Annotated in this window: 23 protein-coding genes and 2 pseudogenes; 8 read left to right on the forward strand and 17 right to left on the reverse strand. The window is 70.7% G+C overall.

Translation table 11 applies throughout. From position 1 onward, the window contains the following. Window position 1 precedes the first annotated feature (1 nt). On the reverse strand, window positions 2-1,249 hold the full coding sequence (locus ICW72_RS15870) for a hypothetical protein (RefSeq protein ID WP_191083599.1): 1,248 nt from the start codon (window positions 1,247-1,249) through the stop codon (window positions 2-4). A gap of 106 nt (window positions 1,250-1,355) precedes the next feature. Here ICW72_RS15870 and ICW72_RS15875 point away from each other — a divergent pair, with 106 nt between their 5' ends. Then, entirely contained in the window at window positions 1,356-2,531 is a 1,176-nt protein-coding gene (locus ICW72_RS15875; protein WP_191083600.1) for an acetyl-CoA C-acetyltransferase, read from the forward strand. 150 nt (window positions 2,532-2,681) lie between these two features. Here ICW72_RS15875 and ICW72_RS15880 read toward each other — a convergent pair whose 3' ends face one another. From ICW72_RS15880 to proB, 7 genes are all read right to left on the reverse strand, one after another. After that, on the reverse strand, window positions 2,682-4,442 hold the full coding sequence (locus ICW72_RS15880; RefSeq protein WP_191083601.1) for an NAD(P)-binding domain-containing protein: 1,761 nt from the start codon (window positions 4,440-4,442) through the stop codon (window positions 2,682-2,684). A 61-nt stretch (window positions 4,443-4,503) separates the two neighbouring features. After that, complete coding sequence (locus tag ICW72_RS15885; protein WP_191083602.1) at window positions 4,504-4,899, reverse strand: ATP-binding protein; 396 nt, start codon at window positions 4,897-4,899, stop codon at window positions 4,504-4,506. Next, window positions 4,896-5,234 (reverse strand): STAS domain-containing protein, encoded by a 339-nt coding sequence (locus tag ICW72_RS15890; protein WP_191083603.1) that lies wholly within the window; start codon window positions 5,232-5,234, stop codon window positions 4,896-4,898. Before ICW72_RS15890 ends, ICW72_RS15885 begins: the two co-directional genes overlap by 4 nt. A 64-nt stretch (window positions 5,235-5,298) precedes the next feature. Continuing rightward, entirely contained in the window at window positions 5,299-7,341 is a 2,043-nt protein-coding gene (locus ICW72_RS15895) for a TRAP transporter permease (RefSeq protein WP_191083604.1), read from the reverse strand. Between the two features lie 72 nt (window positions 7,342-7,413). Next, window positions 7,414-8,439 carry a TAXI family TRAP transporter solute-binding subunit gene (locus tag ICW72_RS15900; RefSeq protein ID WP_191083605.1) on the reverse strand — a complete coding sequence of 342 codons (1,026 nt, stop codon included), beginning with the start codon at window positions 8,437-8,439 and terminating at the stop codon, window positions 7,414-7,416. Window positions 8,440-8,510: 71 nt separating this feature from the next. Continuing rightward, a complete protein-coding gene (locus ICW72_RS15905; protein ID WP_191083606.1) occupies window positions 8,511-9,302 on the reverse strand; it encodes an undecaprenyl-diphosphate phosphatase in 792 nt (263 codons plus the stop codon). Between the two features lie 7 nt (window positions 9,303-9,309). Then, complete coding sequence (gene proB, locus ICW72_RS15910; protein ID WP_191083607.1) at window positions 9,310-10,440, reverse strand: glutamate 5-kinase; 1,131 nt, start codon at window positions 10,438-10,440, stop codon at window positions 9,310-9,312. 154 nt (window positions 10,441-10,594) lie between these two features. Between proB and ICW72_RS15915 the strand changes: the two genes are divergently transcribed. Next, complete coding sequence (locus tag ICW72_RS15915) at window positions 10,595-11,185, forward strand: YjbF family lipoprotein (RefSeq protein WP_191083608.1); 591 nt, start codon at window positions 10,595-10,597, stop codon at window positions 11,183-11,185. Window positions 11,186-11,365: 180 nt separating this feature from the next. Here the strand turns inward: ICW72_RS15915 and ICW72_RS15920 are convergent, their stop codons facing one another. Continuing rightward, the gene (locus ICW72_RS15920) at window positions 11,366-12,610 is read right to left on the reverse strand and encodes an MFS transporter (protein WP_191086292.1); all 1,245 of its coding nucleotides are present in this window, start codon (window positions 12,608-12,610) and stop codon (window positions 11,366-11,368) included. Between the two features lie 44 nt (window positions 12,611-12,654). On the opposite strand from ICW72_RS15920, the gene ICW72_RS15925 reads away from it, so the two are divergent. Then, complete coding sequence (locus ICW72_RS15925) at window positions 12,655-13,452, forward strand: helix-turn-helix domain-containing protein (RefSeq protein WP_191083609.1); 798 nt, start codon at window positions 12,655-12,657, stop codon at window positions 13,450-13,452. Here ICW72_RS15925 and ICW72_RS15930 read toward each other — a convergent pair. The 6 genes and pseudogenes from ICW72_RS15930 to miaB all read right to left on the reverse strand — a co-directional run bounded on the left by ICW72_RS15930 (window position 13,427) and on the right by miaB (window position 19,560). Beyond that, window positions 13,427-13,881 (reverse strand): annotated as a pseudogene (locus ICW72_RS15930) (helix-turn-helix domain-containing protein). The gene ICW72_RS15925 and the pseudogene ICW72_RS15930 overlap by 26 nt on opposite strands. Before the next feature lie 230 nt (window positions 13,882-14,111). Continuing rightward, a complete protein-coding gene (gene lnt, locus ICW72_RS15935; RefSeq protein ID WP_191083610.1) occupies window positions 14,112-15,635 on the reverse strand; it encodes an apolipoprotein N-acyltransferase in 1,524 nt (507 codons plus the stop codon). A 92-nt stretch (window positions 15,636-15,727) separates the two neighbouring features. Next, complete coding sequence (locus tag ICW72_RS15940) at window positions 15,728-16,615, reverse strand: hemolysin family protein (RefSeq protein WP_191083611.1); 888 nt, start codon at window positions 16,613-16,615, stop codon at window positions 15,728-15,730. Further along, window positions 16,615-17,127: an rRNA maturation RNase YbeY gene (gene ybeY / locus ICW72_RS15945; protein WP_191083612.1), complete on the reverse strand. Its 513-nt coding sequence runs from the start codon at window positions 17,125-17,127 to the stop codon at window positions 16,615-16,617. The genes ICW72_RS15940 and ybeY overlap by 1 nt, the downstream gene beginning before the upstream one ends. Further along, window positions 17,111-18,076 (reverse strand): PhoH family protein, encoded by a 966-nt coding sequence (locus ICW72_RS15950; RefSeq protein WP_191086293.1) that lies wholly within the window; start codon window positions 18,074-18,076, stop codon window positions 17,111-17,113. Before ICW72_RS15950 ends, ybeY begins: the two co-directional genes overlap by 17 nt. Window positions 18,077-18,180: 104 nt before the next feature. Beyond that, complete coding sequence (miaB, locus tag ICW72_RS15955) at window positions 18,181-19,560, reverse strand: tRNA (N6-isopentenyl adenosine(37)-C2)-methylthiotransferase MiaB (protein ID WP_191083613.1); 1,380 nt, start codon at window positions 19,558-19,560, stop codon at window positions 18,181-18,183. A 312-nt stretch (window positions 19,561-19,872) separates the two neighbouring features. Here miaB and ICW72_RS15960 point away from each other — a divergent pair, with 312 nt between their 5' ends. Together ICW72_RS15960 and ICW72_RS15965 are read left to right on the forward strand one after the other, a co-directional pair. Continuing rightward, complete coding sequence (locus tag ICW72_RS15960) at window positions 19,873-20,445, forward strand: DUF2272 domain-containing protein (protein ID WP_191083614.1); 573 nt, start codon at window positions 19,873-19,875, stop codon at window positions 20,443-20,445. Between the two features lie 10 nt (window positions 20,446-20,455). Next, window positions 20,456-21,070 (forward strand): hypothetical protein, encoded by a 615-nt coding sequence (locus tag ICW72_RS15965; protein ID WP_191083615.1) that lies wholly within the window; start codon window positions 20,456-20,458, stop codon window positions 21,068-21,070. Between the two features lie 19 nt (window positions 21,071-21,089). Here ICW72_RS15965 and ICW72_RS15970 read toward each other — a convergent pair whose 3' ends face one another. Continuing rightward, a complete protein-coding gene (locus ICW72_RS15970; RefSeq protein WP_191083616.1) occupies window positions 21,090-21,692 on the reverse strand; it encodes a DUF938 domain-containing protein in 603 nt (200 codons plus the stop codon). Beyond that, on the reverse strand, window positions 21,689-22,702 hold the full coding sequence (locus ICW72_RS15975) for an NAD(P)/FAD-dependent oxidoreductase (RefSeq protein ID WP_191083617.1): 1,014 nt from the start codon (window positions 22,700-22,702) through the stop codon (window positions 21,689-21,691). Before ICW72_RS15975 ends, ICW72_RS15970 begins: the two co-directional genes overlap by 4 nt. A gap of 74 nt (window positions 22,703-22,776) precedes the next feature. Between ICW72_RS15975 and tsaE the strand changes: the two are divergent. From tsaE to ICW72_RS15990, 3 genes and pseudogenes are all read left to right on the forward strand, one after another. Then, window positions 22,777-23,207, forward strand: a pseudogene (gene tsaE / locus ICW72_RS15980) (tRNA (adenosine(37)-N6)-threonylcarbamoyltransferase complex ATPase subunit type 1 TsaE). Next, a complete protein-coding gene (locus tag ICW72_RS15985; protein WP_223880632.1) occupies window positions 23,204-24,139 on the forward strand; it encodes an aminoglycoside phosphotransferase family protein in 936 nt (311 codons plus the stop codon). The pseudogene tsaE and the gene ICW72_RS15985 overlap by 4 nt, the downstream one beginning before the upstream one ends. Before the next feature lie 8 nt (window positions 24,140-24,147). Further along, complete coding sequence (locus ICW72_RS15990) at window positions 24,148-24,864, forward strand: nucleotidyltransferase family protein (protein ID WP_191086294.1); 717 nt, start codon at window positions 24,148-24,150, stop codon at window positions 24,862-24,864.

A 24,864-nucleotide genomic window follows, 5' to 3' on the forward strand; every position in this document is an offset into this window, starting at 1 on the left:
CTCAGTCGCTGTAGACCGCCCCGGTGATGGGCACCTCGCCCACCGATTGCGTCGCGCCGACCATGTGCGTGACGAAGGAGAACAGCTCCGCCGAGCGGCCTCCCGCCGGGCCACGCGGCACCACCATCCGCCTTCCATCCACCTCCGTGGCCGCCACGGAGGCGATGCCGGGGCCGGCCTCCAGCACCCGGAACAGGGCCACCCGCGCGCCGCTCGGGCTGCGGACCTGCAGGGGTGCGGTGATGCCCTCGCGCTCCGTCCGCACCAGCGCGCCGAGATAATCCATCACGTCCAGCAGGGAGCGGAACTCGATCTCCAGCCGGTTCTCCGCATCCACCTCGAAGGTGAGGGGCGAGGTGCCGCCGAAGCTGCGCGGGTCATTCGGCGGGAATTCCGCCCGGCGCAGGCCGGCCCAGTCGCCGCAGCGGGCGAGGCGGGTCAGCGCCTCGCGCGGCTCGGTGAAGCAGAAGCGCTGGAATTCCTCGGTGCGGCGCATCTGGTACCAGGGGCCGCCATTGGTCCGGCGCGCCAGGCCCGGCGGGCGGGGGACGGGGTCGGTGGTCATACCCTCCCGCGCGGCGGCGGCAAGTTCGCCCAGCGGCGGCGCGTCATCCAGCTGGAAGGGCGGGCTGACGGTGCGCACCCAGGCGGCGGCCTCGCTGCGCAGCCCCTGGTCCATCAGCGCTTCGAGCTGCCGCTGGAATGCCTGGAAGGCCGCGGGGTCCTGCGGGTCATTGTGGTAGCGGCGGGTGCCCAGCGGGCCGCGCCACCGGATTTCCTCGACCGTGACGGTCAGCAGCAATTCCCGCCGCGCGCGGTCGCGCATCAGCGGGGCCAGGCGGTCCAGCCGGAGGGGGCGGCGCAGCCTTTCCAGGAACTGTTCATTGTTCAGGCTGGCGTAGTCGAAGCCGGGGCCGGTCTCGGCCTCCATGCCGGGCTCGAACAGCCGCCGCCCCCGGTCGCCGCCCGGAAGGGGCAGGGCGAGGCCCACGCCATAGCTCATGCGGTTGCGGCCCCGGATCAGCGGCAGGGCGGAGAAATGCGCCGGCCGGTGCTCGCTCCGCCGCAGGATGTTCTTCAGCACCATCTCGTCCTGCAGCGTCGCCACCTCCCGGTTCAGCGTGGCGGCGGCGCCGGAGAGCTGGTCATAGCCCGTGCAGGCGCCCAGCAGCGGCAGCAAGGCCAGAGCGCCGCCCAGGCGCCGCAGGGACAGGAGGGCGCGGGGGAAGGGCGGGCGGGGAAAGGGCATGGGCATGTAACGCCGCGGCCCCGCTTCCGTTCCGTGCGGCCATTTCAGCCCTGTTGCACCGCACCCCCCGAAGCGCGACATTGCGGGCAACCGAGGAGACACCCCCATGACCGGTATCGTCATCGCTTCCGCCGCGCGCACCCCTGTCGGCGCCTTCAACGGCGCCCTCGCGGGGCTGGCCGCGCATGACCTTGGCAAGGTCGCCATCGAGGCCGCGCTGTCGCGCGCCGGCATCACGGGCGATGATGTGGACGAGGTGATCCTCGGCCAGATCCTCTCGGCCGGCGCCGGGCAGAACCCGGCCCGCCAGGCCGCGGTGAACGCCGGCATCCCGGTCGAGCGCACCGCCTTCGGCATCAACCAGCTTTGCGGCTCCGGCCTGCGGGCGGTCGCCTTGGCCGCGCAGCAGATCGCGACGGGCGATGCCACCATCGTCGTCGCCGGCGGGCAGGAGAGCATGTCCCAGGCGCCGCACGCGGCCAACATGCGCGGCGGCACCAAGATGGGCAGCCTGGAGCTGGTGGACACCATGCTCAAGGACGGGCTGTGGGACGCGTTCCACGGCTACCACATGGGCAACACCGCCGAGAACGTGGCCCAGAAATTCCAGCTGACGCGGCAGGAGCAGGACGAGTTCGCCTACAACAGCCAGCGCAAGGCGGGCGAGGCGATGAAGGCCGGCCGCTTCAAGGACGAGATCGCGCCCGTCACGGTCAAGACCCGCAAGGGCGAGGTGGTGGTGAGCGAGGACGAGTACCCCAAGCCCGACACCACGCTGGAAGTGCTGGGCAAGCTGCGCGCCGCCTTCGCCAAGGATGGGACGGTCACGGCCGGCAATGCCTCGGGCATCAATGACGGCGCGGCCGCCCTGGTGGTGATGAGCGCCGAGGAAGCGAAGAAGCGCGGCATCACGCCCATGGCGCGCATCGTCTCCTGGGCCACCGCCGGCGTGGACCCGTCCATCATGGGCACGGGGCCCATCCCGGCCTCGCGCAAGGCCTTGCAGAAGGCGGGCTGGACGGTGGCGGACCTGGACCTGATCGAGGCGAACGAGGCCTTCGCGGCGCAGGCCTGCGCGGTGAACAAGGATTTGGGCTGGGACACGTCCAAGGTGAATGTGAATGGCGGGGCGATCGCGCTGGGGCACCCCATCGGCGCTTCTGGGGCCCGCGTGCTGACCACCCTGCTGTTCGAGATGCAGCGCCGGGACGCGAAGAAGGGCCTGGCCACGCTGTGCATCGGCGGCGGCATGGGTGTGGCGATGTGTGTGGAGCGCGACTGAGCGCTTGAGGTGGGGCGGCCCGGGTAAGGCCGCCTTACTATCTTACAGTCTTACTATCTTACCGCGCGGGGCGGTCCGTCCTGCGCCGGAAGGCGGCTTCAGGCGCTTCTGATGGCACGAAGCGCCTGAAAAGTCCAGAAAATCCGGGGCCTATACCAGCCCCAGCTCCTGCGCCTTGATCTGCAAGGCGATGTAGCGCGAATACATCCGCACCTGCGAGAAGGCGCCGCCCGTGAACCACAGCCCCTGCTGCGGCGTGCGGTGCCACATGTTCGCCAGCTCCTGCCGCGCCATGTCGAAGCCCCAGACCTGGCCGACGCGCTTCGCCACCTCCGGCCCGAAGAAGGCGTTCACCATGTGCTCATGCCCCTTGTAGCCGGTGGCGAGCACGATCAGCTCCGCGGGGCGCCGCGTCCCATCCTTCATCACCACGCCATCCGCCGCGAAGTGCTGGATGTCGTGATACTGGATCAGCCCCACCTCGCCGCGGATCAGCAATTCGGAGGCGCCCACGTTGAAGTAATAGCCGCCGCCGCGCGTGCGGTATTTCAGCGGCCAGCCGGTGTCGTCCTCGCCGAAATCGAGGCGGAAGCCCACGCGCTCCAGCCCCGACAGCAGCTCCGCATCCAGCTCGCGCGATTTCGCGGTGAGGATCTGGTGCGCCCGCTTCATCACCGGCAGCGGGAAGGAGGTGTTGATGAGGTCACGGTCCTCCCGCGCCGGGCCGGGCCCGTAGTAGATGCCGTCATAGAGCTGGGCGGCGGGTTCCACATTCGTCACCAGCGTCGGGCTGCGCTGCACCATCGTCACCTGCGCGCCATTGCCGTGCAGGTCCTGCGTGATGTCATGCGCGCTGGTGCCGGTGCCGAACACCATCACGGGCCTTCCCTCCCACTCCGCGCCATCCTTGAACTGGCTGGAATGCAGCACCTTGCCCTGGAAGTTCCCGAGTGTGGGGATGTCCGGCAGCTTGGGCACGCTGGAGACGCTGGTGGCCATGATGATGTGGCGCGGACGCATGACACGGGTGGAACCGTCCTCCAGCGTCAGCGTGGCGTTCCAGCACTGCGCCGCCTCGTCGAATGTGGCGCCCTCGAAGCTGGTGCGGGTCCAGAAGTCGAGTTCCAGCGCCTCGACATAGAATTCCAGCCAGTTCGCGATCTTGTCCTTCGGGATGTAGGTGGGCCAGGTGTCCGGGAAGGGCAGGTAGGGCATGTGGTTGCTGCCCAGCGAGTTGTGCAGCTTCAGCCCGTGGTAGCGCAGGCGCCAATTGTCGCCGATGCGCGCCATGCGGTCCACGACCAGCGCCTCCACCCCCAGCGCCTTCAGGCTGGCCGCCGCCCCCAGCCCGGCATGGCCGCCGCCCACGATCAGCACGGCCGGGTCGCGGTCCTTGTAGAGCCGCGCCTCCAGCCGCTTGTCGAGCCAGTTGGGGCCCTTGAAGTCGCGTTCGAAGGCGGGTTCCTCGCGGGAGAGGCGCACGCTCTCCTCGTCATGGCCGCGCAGGCTGTGCAGGGCGGTCATCAGCGTCCAGGCGGCGGGCGGGGTGGCGAAGCCGTCCGCGGCCTTGATGCGGAGCACGCCGGCGCATTCGCCCACATCGGTCTCGAAGCGGAGGATGGCCTCGATGCAGGCCTCGCCCGCGCGTTCCACGCGCCGCGGCGGGCAGCGGTCCTCGGCGATGGCGAAGCCCCGCGCGCCGGCCTTGCGCAGCGCGGGGGCGAGTGCCGCCAGCGCGGCGTCGCGCCCGCTATGGGTGACGAAGCCCCAGGTGAGCGCCAGCAGGTCGCGCCAATGGCCGTCCTCGCGGAAGAGGGGGGTCAGCGCCGCCTCGTCCCCCAGGGCGGCGTTGAAATGGCGCAGCCAGGTGTCCACGACCTGGGCGGGCGCAAGCTGGGTGTCCGCGTTCATCGCGTGCCTCTCGTGGATGTTTCCTCGAGGGGCAGGTTAGGCGCCTCCTACGCGGGCGCAATCACCCGAAGGTGAGTTCGAGCCGGTTCCGCCCGTCCTCGCGCGCATATTCCATGCGGCCCGCGAAGCGGCGCACCAGCAGCAGCCCGCGCCCGCCGATGCCGATGCTGTCGAAATCCGTGGGCGGCGGGGGCGGGGGGGCGCTGGTAGGGTCGAAGGGCGGGCCGGTGTCGGTGAAGACCATCACCTGGCGAGTGGCATCGCCCTCCAGCGTGACCGTGACCTCGGCCGGCGCCGCATGCATCGCGACATTGGCGAAAATCTCCTCCGCGCAGAGGTGCAGCGCATGGGCGCGCGCGGGGGGCAGGTTCCAGGCGGTGACGGCGCCCTCGACCCAGGCGGCGAGTTCGGCCGCGCGGGCCAGCTCCGCCGGCAGGGTGAGGGTGAGGGGCTTCAAGCCTGGACGCGGGATTCCGCCTCGGACAGCTCCGTCACCATGGGCAGCAGCGCGTCGAGGCCGGAGGTGGTGATGACATCGGCCACCACGGGGCGGGGGCGCCACAGCACCAGGCGCCCGCCCTTGGAGTTGGCGGCGCGTGCCGCCATCACCAGCAGGCGCAGGCCCATGGAGGCCATGAACTCCACCCCATCCATGTCCACCACCACGGCTTTGTGGCCGGCGGCCAGCGCCGTGAAGCGCAGTTCCACCGCGCTGGCGCCCGTGATGTCGAGGCGCCCGGTCAGCGCGATGCGGAGCGCGCCGGAGGGCAGGGTTTCGAAGGCAAGGTCCACGGAAACAACCTCTTCTCAAGCTGGCGTTGCTGTAGCCTTGCCTTCGCGCGGGTGTAAGTGACGGTTACGTGACGGCCGGTCTGGGCGCCTCCCGCCGCGACTTCAGGAAGTTCACCAGCAGCACGGGCGCGGCCAGCGCCGCCCCCACGATGGCGAGCGGCCCGTTGGGCGCGATCATCAGCAGGGCGCCCAGGATGAGGAAGAGCTGCGAGACCAGGCCCATATGGGTGAAGGCATAGCCCGTCAGCCCGATGCCGATGAACAGCACGCCCATGGCGCAGGTCAGCGTCACCAGCAGGAAGGCGTCCCAGGTGAAGCCGTCGGTGACGATGAGCATGACGGGCGCATAGGCGAAGACGAAGGGCACGGTGGCCTTCGCGATGCCCAGGCGGAACGCGGTGAGGCCGGTGCGGAAGGGGTTGGCCCCCGCGATGCCCGCCGCCGCATAGGCCGAGACGCAGACCGGTGGCGTCAAATCCGCCAGGATCCCGAAATACAGCACGAAGAGGTGCGCCGCGATGGGCGGCACGCCCAGCTGCACGATGGAGGGTGCGGCGATCGCCGCCAGGATGATGTAGAGCGCGGTGGTGGGAATGCCCGCGCCCATCAGCACGCAGATGATGGCGATGAAGACCAGCGTCATGAACAGCGTCAGCCCCTGCAGCGAGACGAAGCCCGCCGGCATCAGGTCCAGCACCGGGGTGAAGAAGGCGGCGGCGGAGGCGGCGGCCTGGGTCACGATGAAGCCCACGCGGAAGCCGGCCCCCGTCAGCGTCACCACGCCCACCACCATGCCGACCGCGGCGGCCGCGGCACCGACGGCCAGCGCGTAGCGCGCGCCGGTGTCGAGCGCGATCCAGAGGTCCTTCAGCGTCAGCCGGTTGCGGGGGTTGAGGAAGCCCACCACCACGCAGGCCGTGATGCCCACGAAGGCCGCGAGATAGGGGGTGTAGCCCGCCAGGATGACGTAGACGAGCAGCACGAGGGGAATGACCGTGGGCCAGCCATCACGGATGGTGGGCCAGAGCTTCGGCAGCTCGGACTGTTCCAGGCCGCGCAGGCCCAGGCGCTTCGCCTCGAAATGCACCTGCACGAAGACGCCCCAGAAATGCATGGCGGCCGGGATGGCGGCGGCCAGCAGCAGGGTGGTCAGCGTGATCTCCAGGAACTCGATCATGATGAAGGCGGCCGCACCCATGATGGGCGGCGTGATCTGCCCGCCGGCACTCGCCGCCGCTTCCACCGCGCCCGCGAAATGCGGCTTGTAGCCCACGCGCTTCATGGCCGGGATGGTGAGGGAACCCGTGGTCACGGTGTTCGCGATGGAGGAGCCGCTGATGGAGCCGAACATGGCCGAGGCCAGCACCGCCACCTTCGCGGGGCCCCCGGCGTAGCGCCCGGCGATGATGGTCGCGATGTCAATGAAGAACTGGCCGAGGCCCATGCGGGTCGCGATCACGCCGAACAGCACGAAGTGGAAGACGTAGGTGGCCACCACCTTGGCCGGGATGCCGAAGATGCCTTCCTGCGTGAGGTAGACATGGTTCACGAAGCCGGCCCAGTCGGAGCCGGGATGCGCCAGCACGCCCGAGAGCAGGTTGCCCCACAGCGCATAGGCGATGAACACGCAGACGATGATGGGCAGCGTGATGCCCATGGAGCGCCGCACCGCCTCCAGCGTCAGCACCACCATGATGGTGCCCATCAGCATGTCCATGTCGTTGGGCATGCCGATGCGGAAGGTGAGTTCGTCGAAGATGACGGGCAGGTAGATGGTGGCGATGATGATGGCGGTGGCCAGCACCCAGTCCAGCAGCGGCACCCCGCCCCATTTCGGCCCGATGGAGAAGATGCGCCCGCCGGGGAACATGATGAAGACCAGCGCGAGCACGGCGGCCAGGTGGATGGCCTTGTGCCAATGCTCGGTCATGATGCCGAAGCCGGCTGTCCAGTAGTGGAACACCGAGAGCGCGACCAGCGCCGCCGAGACGATGGGCGCGGCCAGGCCCGAGAGGTCACGGAAGCGCAACTCGCTGTCCGTCTGCTTCTCCAGCTTTTCCGCCGCCTCGAGGTCGAGCCTGGTGCTCGATGAACGCTGTTCGCTCACGCTGACTTCCTCACACGAAAACGGCCCCGCGCGGCAATTCGCGCGGGGCCAGCAACCGAACTCTCAGCCGGTTCAGAGCATTCCGGCTTCGCGGTAGAAACGCTCGGCACCCGGGTGGAAGGGCACCACGCCGCGGCCTTCCAGGGCGCGCTGGCGGATGATCTCGCGGCCCTTGGCGTGGCCACGGTCGAGCAGGCCGCGGGTCGTCTCGGACCACAGGGCGCGCGTGATCTCATAGACCACGTTGTCCGGCACGCTGTCGCGCACGATCCAGCAGGCGCCGACGGTCAGCGTCGGCACGTCCTGCGTCACGCCCTGGTAGGCGCCGGCCGGGATCACGCCCGTGGAGTAGAAGGGCGCGCGCTCGATCACGCGGGCGGCTTCCTGGCCCGCGATGGGCAGGATGCGGCAGCCGGTGCGGCTGCAGAACTCGGTGAAGGCGGCGGCGGGGTAGCCCACCACGGTGAAGGTGGCGTCCAGCCCGCGGTCCTGCATGCGCTCGGTGCCCTGCGCCTGGTTCAGGAACTCGGCCGTGAATTCGCGCCCCGCCCGAAGGCCGTTCGCTTCCAGGATCATCTCGCTGCCCACGCGCGCGCCTGAGGCCTGCAGGCCGATGGCGATGCGGCGGCCGCGCAGGTCGGAGAAGGCGCGGATGTCGCTGTCCGCGCGCACCACGGCGTGGATGTGCTCGGGGAAGAGGTGCGCCAGGAAGCGCAGCCGCTGCAGCTGCGGGCGGCCCTCGAAGAGGCCCGTGCCGGTGTAGGACCAGTGCAGCACGTCCGACTGGACGAAGCCGCTCTCGGCATTGCCGGACTGGATCAGGTTCACGTTCTGCACGCTGCCCTGGGTGGCCTGCGCGACCGCGACCATGCCCGGCACGCCATCCGTGGCGCCGGCCACGTTGCAGGCGGAGCCCGGCGGGCAGGAGATGGCGTTCGCGACGATGCCGCCGATGGGATAGTAGGTGCCGCCGGCCGAACCCGTGCCGATGCGGAAGAAGGACGGCGTCTGCGCCGCGGCCTCGCGCCCGATCAGCGCGGGCGCCGCCAGCGCCACGCCCGCCATCAGGCTGCGGCGGTGGAAGGTGTTGCTTGCCATGTCTCTCGTCTCCTTGAACCGGATCATCGCAGCCTAGACCCGCGACCGCGATTGTCCAACGCGCCTGTCGTTCAACCCACCGCCAGCACCAGCAGGATCAGCGTGCCCAGGCCGATGCGATACCAGCCGAAGGGGGTGAAGCCGATCCGCGCGATGAAGGCCAGCAGAAGCTTGACCGTGAACAGCGCCACCACGAAGGCCACCACCGTGCCCAGCGCGATCTGCGCGAGGCCATCCGTCGTCAGTTCGCTCCGCACCTTGTAGAGCGAATAGACGCTGGCCGCGATCATGGTGGGAATGGCCAGGATGAAGCTGAACTCGGCGGCCGTCTTGCGGTCCACGCCGCAGAGCAGCGCCGTGATGATGGTGGCGCCCGAGCGCGAGGTGCCCGGGATCATCGCCAGCGCCTGGCCGAAGCCGATCAGCACCGCGGCGATGGGGTTGATCTGCTCGACGGCATGGATGGTGGGTTCGGGCCGCTTCTTCTCGATCACGATGATGGCGATGCCGCCCAGGATCAGCGCGCAGGCCACCACGAAGGGGTTGAACAGCAGCCCCGTGATGGTGCTGTGGAAGAAGGCGCCGATGAAGGCGGCCGGCAGGAAGGCCAGGGCCACATTCATGGCGAAAAAGTATTCCGGCGTGCCGCGCTTCCAGAAGCCCTGCGCCACCGCCATCAGCCGCCGCCAGAAGATGGTGATGACGGCCGCGATGGCGCCGATCTGGATCGTGATCTCGAAGACCTTGCCGGGCGGGCCCTGGAAGCCGATCAGCTCGCCCAGCAGGATCAGGTGCCCGGTGGAGGAAATGGGCAGGAATTCGGTGAGGCCTTCGACCACACCCATCAGGAAGGCTTCGAACATAAAGGGGCTATTCCTCCAGGAGAACGAGGTCGTCGCGGTGGATGATCTCGTCACGACCGCGCCAGCCCAGGATGGCCTCGATCTCGGCGCTTCTGTGGCCGGCGATGCGGCGGGCATCGGCGGCGTCATAGGCCGACAACCCGCGCGCCCATTCGCGGCCCGCGCCGTCGCGCACCGAAAGCGGGTCGCCGCGCAGGAATTCGCCGCGCACCTCGCGCACGCCGGCCGGCAGCAGGGAGGAGCCGCGGCGCAAGGCGCCCACCGCGCCCTCATCCACCACCAGCGTGCCGAGCGGGGCCAGGCTGCCCGCGATCCAGCGCTTGCGCGCGGTGCGGCCCTCGGGCGGGGCGAGGAACCAGGTGCAACGGGCACCTTCCTCCAGCGCGCGCAGCGGGTGCATGGCCTCGCCCTTCGCGATGGCCATCGCGCAGCCGGCCCCGGTCGCGATGCGCGCCGCGATCAGCTTGGTGCGCATGCCGCCCGACGAATAACCGGGCGGCGGCTCGCCCCCCATGGCCATGATGTCATCCGTGATGCGCTCGACCACGGGCAGATGAGTGGCCGTGGGGTCGCGGCGGGGGTCGGCGGTGTAGAGGCCGTCAATGTCGCTGAACAGCACCAGCGCGTCGGCCTGCACCATCTCGGCCACGCGCGCGGCCAGGCGGTCATTGTCGCCGAAGCGGATTTCGGCGGTGGCGACGGTGTCGTTCTCGTTGATGACGGGCACGCAGCCCAGTTCCAGCAGCGTGCCCAGCGTGGCGCGGGCGTTGAGGTAGCGGCGGCGGTCCTCGCTGTCCTCCAGCGTCAGCAGCAGTTGGGCGGCGCGCAGGCCCTGGGCGGCCAGCGCCGTGTCCCAGGCGCCGGCCAGGCGGATCTGCCCCACGGCGGCGGCGGCCTGCTTCTGTTCCAGGCGCAGCACGCGGCCCGTCAGGCCCAGGGTGCGGCGGGCCAGGGCCACGGCGCCGGAGGAGACCACGATCACCTCGCGCCCCTGCGCGCGCAGGGCCGCGATGTCCTCGGCCACGGAGGCGAGCCAGGCGGCGCGCGGCTCGGCGCGCTCGGCCTCCACCAGCAGGGCGGAGCCGATCTTGATGACGATGCGCCTGGCCTGGGTCCAGGGGGTTGCTTGGGCCGACATGGGCGCGGTCTGTGCGGGTTTTGCCGCGGCGCCGCAAGTCACCCCTCCCCAGCCACCGGGGCGTGTGGTTAACCTCCCATTAATGCTTCGCGCGGTAATCCCCGGCCTTCTCCTGCTTCTCGCGGCCTGCGGCAGCGATGGGGGAACCTCGGGCATGGCGCGGGCGGTGATGGGCGGGCTTGGCCTGCCTCAGCCGCGGGAGACCGCGCCCGAACCCGACCGCCTGGCCATCGCCGAGGCCGAGAGCGCCGAGGTGGACGACGCCGCCCCCCAGCTTCGCCTGGGCCTCGGGCCGCGCACCGCGACGGCCGTGCTCATCCAGCAGCAGGGGAACCGGCGGATGTGGCGCGCGCCTGGCGGCGTGGTGGTGGCGACGGACGGGCCGCGCGTGGTGGCGACCTCTGGCCTGCCTACCCTCATCACCGCCACGCGCTTCGACGGGCCGGACCCGCTGGACAACCCCGTGGAGCTGCTGGGTCGCAGCGCCGAGGCGCGGCGGCTGGTGGATTTGTCCGGCGCGGGGCGGGACCCCGCTTCGATGCGCTTCGGCCTGGCCTTCGACTGCCGCTTGCGCGCCGCCCGCACGGAGGAGGCGGGGGTGGTGCTGGTGGAGGAACGTTGCCGCGTGCCCGGCCTCTCGTCCGTGGTGAATTCCTTCTGGGCGGATGAGGCCAGTGGCCGCGTCACCCATGCCGAGCAATGGGTGGGGACGGGGCTGCCGAGGATGGTGCTGGTGTTTCCGTAACCCTGTTTGAGCGACTGATTCACCGCTCCGGCGATTCCGCCTCCGCGGATCAGGCGCTGGCGCAGGCTACTCCGCCGGCGATTCACGCCTCCGGGCCTATGGCCCTTCGGCGATCGCGGGCGTCATTTTGCGCCGGCGATTCACGCCTCCGGGCCTACGGCCCTCCGGCGATCGCGGGCGCTACTCCGCCGGCGCCGCCACCGTGCGCGGCGCGGGGTCCTCGGCTTTTTCCCAGAGTTCGGGCTGCAGTTCCTCGGGGCTGTTGGGGAACCACAGCGCGCAGCCCAGCGTGACCGTGGCGGCCCCCGCCAGCGCCACCATGGCGGCCGCCAGGTTGCCCGTGCTGGCGTGCAGGAAGCCCACCAGCGGCGCGGCGCAGGCGGCCCCCAGGAAGCCCACGGTGAAGCGCAGCGAATAGAGCTTGGCGCGGAGTTCGGGCGCGACATAGCGCGCGGTGATGGTCTCGTTCACCGTCACCTGGCCGAAGATGGCCGCCGCCATCAGCCCCGCCAGCGGCAGGACGATCCAGCCATCCAGGAAGGAGAGCGCCAGCATTCCCGGCACCAGCACGATGGCGAGCGGCATGAAGACCGATTTCAGCGTCATCCGGTCAATCATGTGGCCCACGGTGAATTGCGCGAGGCCCCCGCACAGCGTCGCCAGGAAGGCCAGCAGCCCCACCACCGGCAGCAGGTCGGGCGAGGAGGCCAGGCGTTCCTCCATCAGCTTCGGGATCAGCATGGTGTAGGCGTTGAAGACCAGGCCCGAGACGACGGCGATCAGCATCAGGGAAATCACGGCGCGGCGGACGATGGCGCGCGGGATGCGCGGGAAGGGGCGCGTCTGCACGCCCGCGCGGCGCGCGTCATAGGCGGGTTCGCGCAGATAGGCCAACCCGATCACCATGCAGGCCAGCCCCGGCAGCACGAAGGCCCAGCGCCAGCCGAGCTGGGCCGCCAGGAAGGCCGTGACCACCGGGGCCAGCGCCACGCCCAGGTTCCCGAAGACGCCGTTGATGCCCATGGCGCGGCCCACCCGGTTGCCGCCGGCCTCGCTGATGATGGCGGTGCCGATGGGGTGGTAGATGGCGGAAAAGGCGCCCATCACCGCCAGCGCCACCGCGAGCCCGAGCGGCCCCGAGGTGAAGCCCGCCGCCGCCATGGCGGCCCCCGAGCCCAGGAAGAAGGCCGCCATCATGGCCTTGCGCCCGAAGCGCGCGGCCAGCCACCCCATGGGCAACGCGCCCAGCCCATAGACCACGAACATGGCGGTGCCGAGGGCGATGATGGGCCCGTATTCCGTGCCGAAGGGCGCCCCCGGCTCCTGCACCATGGCCAGCACGGCGGTGGCCAGCACCAGCAGCCCGTAATGGGTGAAGGTGTGCGCGGCGTTGATGAAGCAGATCTGGCGGGTGGTGGAGGTCATGGCGTTCACGCTAGCCTGTCCTTCCTTCAACGTCCGGACGGAAGATGTCGGCAGACGGACAAAACCCGCGCACCCTGGCCCAGGAACAGGCCGACCGGCCGCTCACCGCCTATGCGCGCGACTACACCGATGGCGAGGGCACGGGCTGGCACCACCATGGCCGCGCCCAGCTTCTCTACGCCACGCGGGGCGTCATGCGGGTGGCGACACGGGAATACAACTTCACCGTGCCGCCGGGCCGCGCGCTGTGGGTTCCGGCCGCCATGCCGCATGCGGTGGCGGTGGAAGGGCCGCTCGCCATGCGCGCCCTGTTCTTCCGGGAGGATGCGGCGGTGCTGGGCGAGGGCAGGGCGCTGGTGCTGGCCGTCTCGCCCTTGCTGCGCGAACTCATCCTCGCCGCCTGCGCGGAGCCGCTGGAATGGGATGTGCAAGGGCGGGGCGGGCACCTGGCGGCGCTGATCGCGGAGGAGGTGGCGCGCGCCCCGCAACTGCCCTTCGGCCTGCCCGCCCCGCGCGATGCGCGGCTGCTACGGCTGGCGCAGGCGCTGGCCGCCGACCCGGCGCGCGACTGGACGCTGGAGGATTGGGCGCAGCGCTGCGGCGCCTCGGCGCGGACGCTCGCCCGGCTGTTCCAGGCAGAGACGGGCATGGGCTTCGCCCGCTGGCGCCAGGCCCTGCGCCTGACCGAGGCGGCGGCGTTGCTGGCGGGCGGCGCCACGCCGGCGCGGGCCGCGGCGGCGGTGGGCTATGCCAGCGCGCCGGCCTTCGGTGCCGCCTTCCGGGCGGCCTTCGGCCTCACGCCCGGCGAGGCGCGGCTCATTCGACCGGGGTCATCGCCTTGATCAGGTCGAAGACGCGGCGGCGCACCGCGGGGTCCTGGATGCGGTAATAGGCGCGCACCAGTTCCAGCGTCTCGCGCCGGTGCAGGGTGTCGTCCTCGAAGGGGAGGATTCCTCGGCGAAGCCGGAGACGCGGCGGGCGAAGCCCTGGCTGCCGCCGACCTGGCCCGGCATGTCGTCGAAGAAGAAGCTGATGGGCACGTCCAGCACGCGGGAGAGGTCGAAGAGGCGGCTGGCGCCGATGCGGTTCACCCCGCGTTCATACTTCTGCACCTGCTGAAAGGTCAGGCCCAGCGCCTCGCCCAGGCGTTCCTGGCTCATCCCCAGCAGCGTTCGGCGCAGCCGCACGCGGGAGCCGACATGAACGTCAATGGGGCTGGGGCGATGTTCGCGTTCCGCCTTGGCGTCCTGTCCGGAAACCGGCTCCTTCATCGCAACGTCCACCTTTGCACTCCGCCGCTGGCCGCGCTCCGAAGGCGACCACACCCAGGACGGGCAGGATCGGATGCGCAGGATCGCCCGATTTGGCGCCGCATTCCGGCCACCTTTTTCGCACGATCACGGAACGGTCCTTAACGCAAAAGAAAGAAAGCGTCAATTCCCGATCTATGGTCTCAATAAATCTACAATTCTGGGTGAGAAAAATGAACGCTCTGGTTGCGTCAATCGGGCCGGCGTCGCCGCAGCGCCATACCCAGGATGCCCACGCCTAGCAAGGCGCCGAGCGGCACCCAGAGACCCCAGCGGCTGAAGGGCGTGGGGGCGCCGGCGCCGGGCAAGGGGGCGACAGCGAAGCCCGTTTCGCCCAGTCCGATCCGCGCGCGCTCCCGGCCCGAGGCGTCATAGACGATGGAAATGCCCGTCTGCGCGGCGCGCACCAGGGGCAGGCCTTCCTCGACCGCGCGCAGGCGGCTCGCGGCCAGATGCTGGTAGGGGCCGGCGGAATGGCCGAACCAGGCATCGTTCGTGATGTTCAGCAGCCAGCCGGGGCGGGTCGGCCCCGTCACCCGGCCGGGGAAGATCACCTCATAGCAAATCAAGGGGCTGAAGCCCGGAATCCTAGGCAATTCCAGGGTTTGCCGCCCAGGCCCCGCGGAGAAGTCCACCCCGCCCGTCACCACGCGGATGGGAATCAGCCCCCGCAGCGGCATGTATTCGCCGAAGGGCACGAGGTGCGACTTGTCATAGGCGGGGCCCATGGTGCCGGCGGCGTCCAGGCTGACCAGGCTGTTCCACAGCCGCGCGATGCGCCCCTCGGGCGACCATTCGGCGCGCACCGTTCCGGCCAGCAGCACCCCCCGTTCCGGCAGCACCGAGGCCGCGAGGCGCTGCGCATCCGGGTCCTGGGCCAGCAGGAAGGGGCTCGCCGTTTCGGGCCAGATGGCCAGGATGGGCGCTTCCGGGGCGGCCTGCGCGGCCTCGGCGGTGCCTTCGCGAGTCAACTGGAGGTATCTTTGGAAAATGGCGAGGCGCTGTGTCTCCTCCCATTTGAGATCCTGCGGAATGTTGCCCTGCACCAGGACCACCTGGGCGGCGCTGTCCTCCGGCGCGGGCTGGCGCAACACCCAGGCGCCCCCGCTGCCCCAGAGGGCCAGGCCCGAGAGCAGCAGCGGCGTCGCCACCCGCCAGCCCAGCGCGGGCAGGGCGGCCAGCAGGGCCGTCAGCAAGGAAAGCCCATGCACCCCCACAAAGGCGGCCGGTTGCAGCGGGATTTCGTGGAAGGCCCAGGCGGTGCCCAGCAGGTTCCAGGGGAAGCCCGTGAAGAGGAAGCCGCGCAGCATCTCGGACGCCGTCCAGGCCGCGGCGAAGACCAGCACGGCGGCCCAGCCCACCCCCGGCCTTCCCCGCCCCGCCCGCCACGCCGCCCAGGCCGGCAGCGCCATGAAGGCGGCCAGCGGCAGCGCCACCCCGGGGGCGGCCAGCGGCACCAGCCAGAACCAGGTGGCGAGGTCCGTGAACAGCGCGTGCGTCAGCCAGTAGAGGCCGGCCACATGGTGCCCGAAGCCGAACAGCGCCCCCCACCACAGCGCCTGCCGCGCCCCCCCGGCCCGCGCCAGCACGGAAAGGAAGGCGGGGAAGGTCAGCAGCAGCACCGGCAACAGGTGCAAGGGCGGCAGCGCGAGGGCCGAGGCGGCGCCGAGCAGCAAGGAAACGAGGCCCGGACGCGCGTTCAGGAAATTCCGCATGGCGCGGCTTATGCCCGGAAAACCGGGCGGTGGATACGCGGCGCCTGCTCCGCCGCGTTCCTTGCCGCCCGACCCTTACTCCGCCGCGCGCTCTACTCCGCCGCGCTTCGGGCGGCGGCGGTCGCGGGCCGCCGCACGCGCAACCGGCGGATGCGTCGCGCATCGGCCTCCAGCACCCGGAATTCCAGGCCCGAGGGGTGCGAGAAGATCTCGCCCCGCGCCGGCACGCGCTCGGCGAGCGTGAAGACCAGGCCGCCCACCGTGTCTATGTCGGCGCTGCGTTCCTCGGGCGTCAGCACCTCGCCCAGCTTTTCCTCGAAATCCTCGATGGGGGTGCGGGCGTCGAGTTCATAGACGCCCTCGCCACGCTCGATGATCTGCGGCGCGCCGTCCTCGTCATGCTCGTCGGCGATGTCGCCCACGATGGTCTCGACCACGTCCTCGATGGTGACGAGGCCATCAATGCCGCCATATTCGTCCACCACCAAAGCGAGGTGCATCCGCTCCTGCCGCATGCGCAGCAGCAGGTCGAGCACGGGCATGGAGGGCACCACGAAGAGCGGCTTGCGCAGCACGGAGCGCAGGGTGAAATCCCCCTCGCGCCCCATGGCGGCGATGATGTCCTTGATGTGGACCATGCCCAGCACGTCATCCAGGTGGCCCTGGTAAACCGGATAGCGGCTGTGGCCTTCGCGCTGGATGGCCGCCATGGCCTGGCCGAAGGTGAGGCCCACGGGGAGCGCGATGATGTCCGCGCGCGGCACCATCACGTCATTGGCCGTGGCGCCGCGCAGCTTCAGCACGTTGGAGAGCAAAGCGCGTTCGTGCCGGTCCAGCGCGCGGGCATCGGGCGCGCCCCCGGAATCGGCCGGCGCGCCGATGAGTTCCTCGACGCGGTCGCGCAGGCTGTCGGTGGCGCGGCGGTGGAAAAGGCCGCGGATGCGGCGGATCAGTTCGGGTTGTTGGCCGTCGCTCGCCATCACGCGGCCCCCCGCCAGCGCGTGCGCCAGGGGTTGCCGACGCCCAGGCGCCGCAGGATGCGTGCCTCGGCGCGTTCCATCAGCATGGCCTCGCCGGCCGAGAGGTGGTCATGGCCCAGCAAATGCAGGGTGCCGTGGACGACCAGGTGCAGGAAATGGTCCTGGACCGCGCGGCCCTCGGCCAGCGCCTCGCGCCGCACGACGCCGAGCGCCAGAGCCACATCGCCCAGCGTCAGGCTGCCATAGGGGGCGGGGAAGGAAAGGACGTTGGTGGCCTTCTCCTTGCCGCGGAAGCCGGTGTTGAGACGCCGGATCTCGGCGTCATCGGTCAGCAGCAAGGTCAGGTGGCCATTGGCGCCCTGGTCGGCCAGCGTGGCGGTGACGGCCCGTCGGGCCAGGGTCTCCACCCGGGGCAGGGCGGCACGCCAACCAGGCGCACCCAGCACCACATCCACATCGGCGAGCCCGGCGGCGAGTTCCGCACCGCCGGGCAGGCTACTTCCCGGTTCCATCCACATCCTTCCCGGCGCCACGGCGGGGCATGTTGCCGCCGCGCTGCGCCTCCATTGCACCATAGGCCGCGACGATGCGCCCCACGAGGGGGTGCCGCACCACGTCCTTCTCGTCGAAATGGGTGAAGCCTATTCCTGGCACCCCACGCAAGATGGAAATGGCCTCGACCAGTCCGGATTTCATCCCCGGCGGCAGGTCCACCTGCGTCGGGTCGCCGGTGATGGCCATGCGCGTGCCCTCGCCCATGCGGGTCAGGAACATCTTCATCTGGGCGGGGGTGGTGTTCTGCGCCTCGTCCAGGATGGCGAAGGAATGGGCGAGCGTCCGGCCACGCATGAAGGCGAGCGGCGCGATCTCGATCTCGCCCGCCGCGATGCGGCGCTGGACCTGCTCGGCCGGCAGCATGTCGTGCAGCGCGTCGTAGAGGGGGCGGAGATAGGGGTCCACCTTCTCCTTCATGTCGCCCGGCAGGAAGCCCAGCCGCTCGCCGGCCTCGACGGCGGGGCGGGAGAGCACGATGCGGTCCACCCGCTGCGCCAGCAGCAGCGCCACGCCCTGGGCCACGGCGAGGTAGGTCTTGCCGGTGCCGGCGGGGCCGATGCCGAAGACCATCTCGTTGCGGGAGAGAGTCTCCATATAGGCGGCCTGGGCCGGGGTGCGGGGGGCGATGGCGCCGCGCCGGGTGCGGATTTGCGGGATGTCCTGGAGCGGCAGGCGGGGGTCGGCCTCGGCCTCGCCCTCCGCCATGCGGATGGCGGCCTCGACCTCGGCGCCGGTCAGGCTGCCGCCGCGCTCCAGGCTGCGCCAGAGGCCACGCAGCACCTGTTCGGCCATCTGCGTGCGCTCGGCTGTGCCGCTCAGGGTGATGCGGTTGCCGCGGCAGGCCAGCCGCACGCCGCATCGGCTTTCGATCCGCGCCAGGTGCTTGTCATGCTCGCCATAGAGCATGGGCAGCAGGGCGTTGTCCTCGAATTGCAGGGTGACGCTGCGGGATTCGGAGGAGGGGGGGCCAGGGGGGTGACCCTGGCGGGCGCGGAGCGCGAGGGCGTTGCTCAAGCGGCGTGTTGCTCCTGGTTCGGAGGTTGGACGAGTTCACCCGAGAGGGAATTGGGATGGCCCGCGCGGATTCGCAGGGGTTGCACCGTGCCCACCAGTTCCAAACCGGCGACGGCATGCACCGGTTGCAACCAGGGCGTGCGGCCCGACAATTGTCCCGGATGGCGGCCGGGGCCCGTGAAGAGCACCTCCACCACCTGTCCCGCCTTGGAGGCGTTGAACGCCGCCTGCTGGTCCCGCAGCAGGGATTGGATCTCCTGCAGGCGGCGGTCCTTGGTGGCTTCGTCCACATGGCCGGCGGCGCCGGCGGCCGGCGTGCCGGGGCGGGGGGAATATTTGAAGCTGAAGGCCTGGGCGAAGCCCACGCGCTCGATCAGGCGCAGCGTGGCCTGGTGGTCGGCCTCGGTCTCGCCGGGGTGGCCGGCGATGATGTCGGTGGAGAGGGCGAGGTCGGGCCGCGCCTCCCGCAGCCGGTCCACGAGGCGGAGGTAGTCCTCCGCCGTGTGGCCGCGGTTCATCGCCGCCAGCACCCGGTCGCTGCCCGACTGGATGGGCAGGTGCAGGAAGGGCATCACGGCCGGGATGTCGCGGTGGGCGGCGATCAGCGCGTCATCCATGTCGCGGGGGTGGGAGGTGGTGTAGCGCAGCCGGAGCAGGCCGGGGATTTCCGCCAGCGCCGCCAGCAGCCGCGCCAGCCCCCATTCGGCGCCCGTGGCGTCCTGGCCGTGATAGGCGTTCACGTTCTGGCCGAGCAGCGTGATTTCGCGCGCCCCCTGCGCCACGAGGCGCCGCGCCTCGGCCAGCACCGCCTCGGGCGCGCGGGAATATTCGGCGCCGCGGGTGTAGGGCACCACGCAGAAGGCGCAGAACTTGTCGCAGCCCTCCTGGATGGTGAGGAAGGCGGTGACGCCCTGGGGCGCGCTGGCCTCGGGCAGATGGTCGAATTTTTCCTCCGTCGGGAATTCGGTGTCCACCACGGCGCCGGCGGCGCGGGAGATGCGGGCGACCAGTTCCGGCAGCTTGTGGTAGCTCTGCGGGCCCAGCACCAGGTCCACATAGGGCGCGCGGGCGGTGATCTCCGCGCCCTCGGCCTGGGCCACGCAGCCGGCGACGGCCAGCAGCATGTCCGCGCCCTCGGCGCGGCGGGCGTCCTTCATCACGCGCAGGCGGCCGAGTTCGGAGAAGAGCTTCTCCGTCGCCTTCTCGCGGATGTGGCAGGTGTTGAGGATGACCATGTCGGCCGCTTCCGGCGCGTCCACCGGGGCGTAGCCCAGGGGGGCCAGCACATCGGCCATGCGGTGGCTGTCATAGACGTTCATCTGGCAGCCCCAGCTGCGCAGGAAGAGCTTCTTCTTCGGTGTGGTGGTCTGCGTCATGGAGGGGCCTCGCCGGCCGCCGAAGGGGCGGTCCAGCGGGGATAGGTGCGGAACAGTGGCCGCGCGGTCAAGAAGCGCGGCCCCCGTCCAGGGCGGGGTTCTGACGCATCATCGGCCTGGACGGTTCCAGAACGGGACCGCGCCGGTCAAGGGAATAGCGTGTGACGATGCGGCCGTCGGAGGGACTAAGCTTTATATATTTCATTTGATCGGAAAAGCAACTTCTCATAGTGTCGAGGGAGCCAGCGGCCCCGGCGCGGCGGGCGAAGCATGGCCCTCGGCAAGGGGGCGGCGTCTTTCATGGAGGGCGAAATGCTGTCTCCTTTCGAAGCTGTCCTGGCCAAGACAGCCCAGCAGGAATTTTCCGTCTATGGCGGTCTGGACGAGGATTTTCCGCCCCTGTCGGACCGCATCCGGCAATACTGGGAGGATTTGGGCTTCACCTTCACGAGTGTCGAGGTGCCGTGGTCGGCCGTTTTCGTGTCGTGGTGCGTGAAGCAGGCGGGGGCCACCGCCGCGGAATTCCATTTCAACGCGCGGCACTCCCGCTTCGTGCATTGGGCCATCGCGAATGCCGAGGCGAGGAGGGGCGTCTTCCAGGGGGTCCGCTTCGACGAGGCCGCGCCGCAAGTGGGCGACATCCTCCAGTGGAACCGGGGCAAGGGCACGTTCGATTTCCAGCACGCGGCCCAGAACAAGGATTACGATTCCCACTCCGCCATCGTCACCACGGTCGGCGAGGACAGCGCGGGGCGCTTCGCACGCACCATCGGTGGGAATGAGAGCGACACGGTGGGGGTCACGCGCATCAGCCTCGATGAGAACGGCTTCATCAGGCAGCGCTCCAAGTTTCCATTCATCTGCCTGATCCAGACCTTGAAGTGAGGCTCGACGCATGACGCTTCCCCTTCAGCAGGCCGCGGTTCTCAAGGGGCAGGCCTGGCTGCGTGCGCATTTCGAGGCGGCCTTGCAGACGGCGGTGCAGGGCACGCCGGCCACGGTGCCCATGCTCTGCGCCATCGCCCTCATCGAGACGCATAACATCTGGCTCGGCCGGATCGGAAAGCATTCGCCGGAGACCTTGCTCCGCTGCTGTGTCGGCGATGCGAGCGGGGATGTACAAGGGCATCCGCGCAGCGCTTTCCCCACGAACACCGCGGCCTTCCGGGAGAGGTTCGGTGACGAGTTCACGGAGATGTTGATCGGCGAGGCCAACGCCGCGCGGGCGCTGCGCGGCCTGCCCCCGTCGAACATGGTCTATAAGGGCTATGGCATCTTTCAGTATGACCTTCAGTACGTCCTGAAAGATCCGGATTTTTTCCGAGAGCGGCAGTGGTACAGCATGGAGGCATGCGCCCGGAAGGCGGTGCAGGAGCTGGTGGTGAAGTTCAAGGCCTCGGGTGGCGAGGTACGTGGCGCCCTCCGGCGCTACAACGGATCGGGCAAGAAAGCCGAAGCCTATGCCGATGTCGCCATGCAGTTCCTGGCCTGGTGCGAAGGGGCCGGTTGAGCCCTGATCGCGGCAGGGTTCAGGCCACGCCGCGGCGGAACAGCACGATGAGGTTGTTGGCCGGCATCTCCACCACCCGCTCCAGGGCGAAATCGGGCGCGGCGGCGGCGGCCACATCCTCCAGCGCCCGGATTCCCCATTCCGGGTTGCGCGCCCGCAGGTCCGCGTCGAAGGCGATGTTGCCCGGCGCCGTCTCCACGCCCGCCCGCAGATAGGGGCCATACAGGATCAAGGGCGCCCCTGCCGGCAGCGCCGCCGCCGCGTGGCGCAGCAGCCCCAGCGCGGCGTTCCAGGGCGCGATATGGATCATGTTGATGCAGAGCACCGCCTGGGCGGGCGGGAAGGGCGCGTCCTCCAGCACATCCAGGCGGAGCGGCGGCAGCAGGTTGGCCGGGCCTTCCGCCTCCCGCCAGGCCGCGATGGAGGCCAGCGCCTCGGCCGAGGGGTCGGTGGGCTGGAAGCGCAGCGCGGGGTAGGCGCGGGCCAGATGCAGCGCATGCTCCCCGCTGCCCGAGGCGATCTCCAGCACCAGCCCCGAACCCGGCAGCATGTCCCTGAGCGTGGCGGCGATGGGGTCCCGGTTGCGCGCCACGGCGGGCGCGAACAGCCGGGCGTCGGTCACGCCGGCACGCCCTTGCTGGTGGAATATTCGAAGTGCAGCGCCTCGCCCGGAAAGACGCGGGGGTGGATGGCGTGGGCGGCCATGGCGGCCTCGGAAAAGCCCTGCAGGATGAGCTTCAGCTTGCCCGGATAGGTCGCGATGTCGCCGATGGCGTGCACGCCCGGAATGTTGGTGGCGCAGGTGGCGGGCTCGACGGTGATGTGGCTGCGCTCCAGCCCCAGCCCCCATTCGGCGATGGGGCCGAGCTCCATGGAAAGGCCGAAGAAGGCCAGCAGGTGGTCGGCCTCGACGCGCTTCTCCTCGCCCTTCAGCGTGGCCAGCACCACGGCGGAAAGGCGGCTGCCATCGCCCTCCAGCCCGTGCAGCTGGTAGGGGATGGCCATCTCGATTTCGCCCCGCGCGGCGGCGGCGGTGAGCTGGGCGGCGGTCTCGGGCGCGGCGCGGAACTTGTCGCGGCGATGGACGACGATGACCTTGGCCGCCACATCCTTCAGCGACAAAGCCCAATCCACCGCGCTGTCGCCGCCGCCCGCGATGACGACGCGCTTGCCGCGGAATTCCTCGCGCTTCGTGACCATGTAGCGCACGGCGCCCGAGGCCTCGTAGCCCGGCAGATCATTCAGCGGCGGGCGGTTGGGCCCGAAGGCGCCGGCGCCAGCGGCCAGGATCACGGCCTTGGCGCGCACCACCCGGCCGGCGCTGGTGGTCAGGGTGAAGCCGCCCTCCTCCGGCCGCAGGGCCTCGACGCGCTGGGCCAGGAGGTAGTTGGGCGAGAAGGGCGCGGCCTGTTCCTCCAGCGCGCGGATCAGCGCGGCGCCATCAATCCGGGGGTGGGCCGGGATGTCGAAGATGGGCTTCTCGGGATAGAGGGCGGCGCATTGGCCGCCGATCTCCTCCAGCGTGTCGATCACGGTGCAGGACATCTTCAGCATCCCGCACTCGAAGACGGCGAAGAGCCCCACGGGCCCGGCGCCGATGATGGCCACGTCGGTGGTGATGGTCTCGGTCATGGCGCTGGGATGCCCGGCTTCGCGACGCCCGTCCAGTCTGGCGGAGGGCAGGGCAGGGGGCCAGAATGCGGGGGATGAACTTCACCGTTTCCACCCTGGCCGAGACCGAGGCCCTGGCCGCCCGCCTGGCCGACCTGGCCAGCCCCGGCGACGTGATCCTGCTGCGCGGCCCGCTGGGGGCGGGCAAGTCGGCCCTGGCCCGCGCCTTCCTGCGCGCCGCGTCCGGCGATCCGGCGCTGGAGGTGCCCAGCCCCACCTTCACCCTGGTGCAATCCTACCCGCTGCCGGGGGGCGTCGTGGCGCACCATTATGACCTCTATCGGCTGGACGGGCCCGGGGGCTGATGGAGCTGGGCTGGGACGAGGCGCGGGAGGGGATCGTGCTGGTGGAATGGCCCGAACGCCTGGGCGCGCTGGCCCCCGACACCGCGCTGGAGGTCACCCTGGAACCGCTCGACGAGGACGCACGCCGCATCACCCTGGCGGGTTGGGGGGGACGGCTGTGAAGCTTCTGGAAAACCACGGCTTCGCCGCCGCCCGCGCCGAGACCCTGCCCGGCGATGCCTCCAAGCGCTACACCCGCCTGCATGGCGGCCCGCGCCCTGCCTTGGTGATGCAGACGCCGGAGGCCGGCTACCTCGACGCCTTCCTGCGCGTGGCCGAGCACCTCCGCGCCATCGGCGTGGCGACGCCCGAGGTGCTGGCGGTGGACCGGCCCGGGCTGACGGCGCTGGTGGAGGATCTCGGCCCCGCCAGCATGGCGGATGCGCTGGATGCGGGCGCCGACCCGGGCCCCCTCTATGCCGAAGCGGTCGCAAGCCTGGCCCGCGCCGCCGCCGCCCCGCCCCCGCCCGGCCTGCCGGCCTGGGATGCGGCGGCGATGTCGCGCACGGCGGCGGCCACCTTTCTCGACTGGTGGTGGCCCGCCCGCTTCGGGGCTCCGCCCGGTGATGCCGTGCGCGCGGGGCTGGACGCCGCCATCCGCGAGATGCTGGCGCCCTTCGCGGCGTCAGGCTTCGTCCACCGCGACTATTTCCCGGCCAACCTCATGCCCACCCCGCGCGGCATGGCGCTGATTGACGTGCAGGACGCGGCCCTCGGCCACCCGGCCTATGACCTCGTCTCGCTGGTGGAGGATGCGCGGCGGGACGTGGCCCCCGCCCTGCGCGAGGCCGCGCTGCGGCAATACCTGGCGGCCCGGCCGGAACTGGACGCCGGCGACTTCGCCGCCGCCATGGCCGCCTGCGCGGCGCAGCGGCATCTGCGCGTGGCGGCGCTCTGGGTGCGGCTCGACCGGCGGGACGGCAAGCCGCACTACCTCCAGCACGGCCCGCGCTGCTGGGCGCTGCTGGGCCGGGCGCTCTCCCACCCCGCCACAGCGCCGCTGGCACGCTTCCTGGACGCGCATGTGCCGCCCGCGCTCCGGGGGAATCCGTGAAGCGCGGGATGGTGCTGGCGGCCGGCCTCGGCACGCGGATGCGGCCCTTGACCGCCACCACGGCCAAGCCGCTGCTGCGGGTGCGGGGGCGCTCCCTGCTCGACCACGCGCTGGACCGGCTGGCGGAGGCGGGCGTGGAGCAGGTGGTCGTCAACGCCCATTGGCGGGCCGAGCGGGTGGCCGAGGCGCTCTCCGCCCGCACCGCGCCGCCCCAAACCCGGCTGCAACTGGAACCGGACCTGCTGGAAACGGGCGGGGGCGTCCGCCGCGCCCTGCCCCTGCTGGGCGAGGCGCCCTTCGCCGTGGTGAATGGCGATGCCTTCTGGCTGGACGGGCCGCGCCCCGCCTTGCTGCGCCTGCGCGACGCCTTCGACCCGGAGCGCATGGACGCGCTGCTGCTGATGGTCCGCACCTCCACCATCGAGGGCGAGGTGGGGCGCGGCGATTTCCACATGGACCCCATGGGCCGGCTGCGGCGGCCCGATCCGCACGAACAGGCGCCCTATCTGTTCGGCGGCGTGCAAGTCATGGCGCCCGCGCTGGTGGCGCCGGAGCCCCAGGGCCGGTTCAGCCTGAACCGCTGCTTCGACCGGGCGCTGGCGGCGGGGCGGCTCTACGGGCTGGTGCATGATGGGTGGTGGTTCCACCTCTCCACCCCGCCCGATCTGGCGCGGACCGAACGGCACCTGGCGGCCATGACCGCGCCTGACGCGTCGGGGCGGTAG

The organism is Roseococcus microcysteis (assembly GCF_014764365.1).
In the GTDB taxonomy this organism is placed as follows: domain Bacteria; phylum Pseudomonadota; class Alphaproteobacteria; order Acetobacterales; family Acetobacteraceae; genus Roseococcus; species Roseococcus microcysteis.

Bases quoted from the DNA above. Each gene is read 5' to 3' on its own strand.
- ICW72_RS15875 (WP_191083600.1), top strand. From the start codon at position 1,356: ATGACCGGTATCGTCATCGCTTCCGCCGCGCGCACCCCTGTCGGCGCC.
- ICW72_RS15870 (WP_191083599.1), bottom strand. From the start codon at position 1,249: ATGCCCTTTCCCCGCCCGCCCTTCCCCCGCGCCCTCCTGTCCCTGCGG.
- ICW72_RS15975 (WP_191083617.1), bottom strand. From the start codon at position 22,702: ATGACCGAGACCATCACCACCGACGTGGCCATCATCGGCGCCGGGCCC.
- ICW72_RS15915 (WP_191083608.1), top strand. From the start codon at position 10,595: ATGGCGCGGGCGGTGATGGGCGGGCTTGGCCTGCCTCAGCCGCGGGAG.
- ICW72_RS15880 (WP_191083601.1), bottom strand. From the start codon at position 4,442: ATGAACGCGGACACCCAGCTTGCGCCCGCCCAGGTCGTGGACACCTGG.
- proB (WP_191083607.1), bottom strand. From the start codon at position 10,440: ATGTCGGCCCAAGCAACCCCCTGGACCCAGGCCAGGCGCATCGTCATC.
- ICW72_RS15905 (WP_191083606.1), bottom strand. From the start codon at position 9,302: ATGTTCGAAGCCTTCCTGATGGGTGTGGTCGAAGGCCTCACCGAATTC.
- ICW72_RS15940 (WP_191083611.1), bottom strand. From the start codon at position 16,615: ATGGCGAGCGACGGCCAACAACCCGAACTGATCCGCCGCATCCGCGGC.
- ICW72_RS15990 (WP_191086294.1), top strand. From the start codon at position 24,148: ATGGTGCTGGCGGCCGGCCTCGGCACGCGGATGCGGCCCTTGACCGCC.
- ICW72_RS15920 (WP_191086292.1), bottom strand. From the start codon at position 12,610: ATGACCTCCACCACCCGCCAGATCTGCTTCATCAACGCCGCGCACACC.
- ICW72_RS15960 (WP_191083614.1), top strand. From the start codon at position 19,873: ATGCTGTCTCCTTTCGAAGCTGTCCTGGCCAAGACAGCCCAGCAGGAA.
- ICW72_RS15950 (WP_191086293.1), bottom strand. From the start codon at position 18,076: ATGCTCTATGGCGAGCATGACAAGCACCTGGCGCGGATCGAAAGCCGA.
- ICW72_RS15925 (WP_191083609.1), top strand. From the start codon at position 12,655: ATGTCGGCAGACGGACAAAACCCGCGCACCCTGGCCCAGGAACAGGCC.
- ICW72_RS15965 (WP_191083615.1), top strand. From the start codon at position 20,456: ATGACGCTTCCCCTTCAGCAGGCCGCGGTTCTCAAGGGGCAGGCCTGG.
- ICW72_RS15900 (WP_191083605.1), bottom strand. From the start codon at position 8,439: ATGGCAAGCAACACCTTCCACCGCCGCAGCCTGATGGCGGGCGTGGCG.
- ybeY (WP_191083612.1), bottom strand. From the start codon at position 17,127: ATGGAACCGGGAAGTAGCCTGCCCGGCGGTGCGGAACTCGCCGCCGGG.
- miaB (WP_191083613.1), bottom strand. From the start codon at position 19,560: ATGACGCAGACCACCACACCGAAGAAGAAGCTCTTCCTGCGCAGCTGG.
- lnt (WP_191083610.1), bottom strand. From the start codon at position 15,635: ATGCGGAATTTCCTGAACGCGCGTCCGGGCCTCGTTTCCTTGCTGCTC.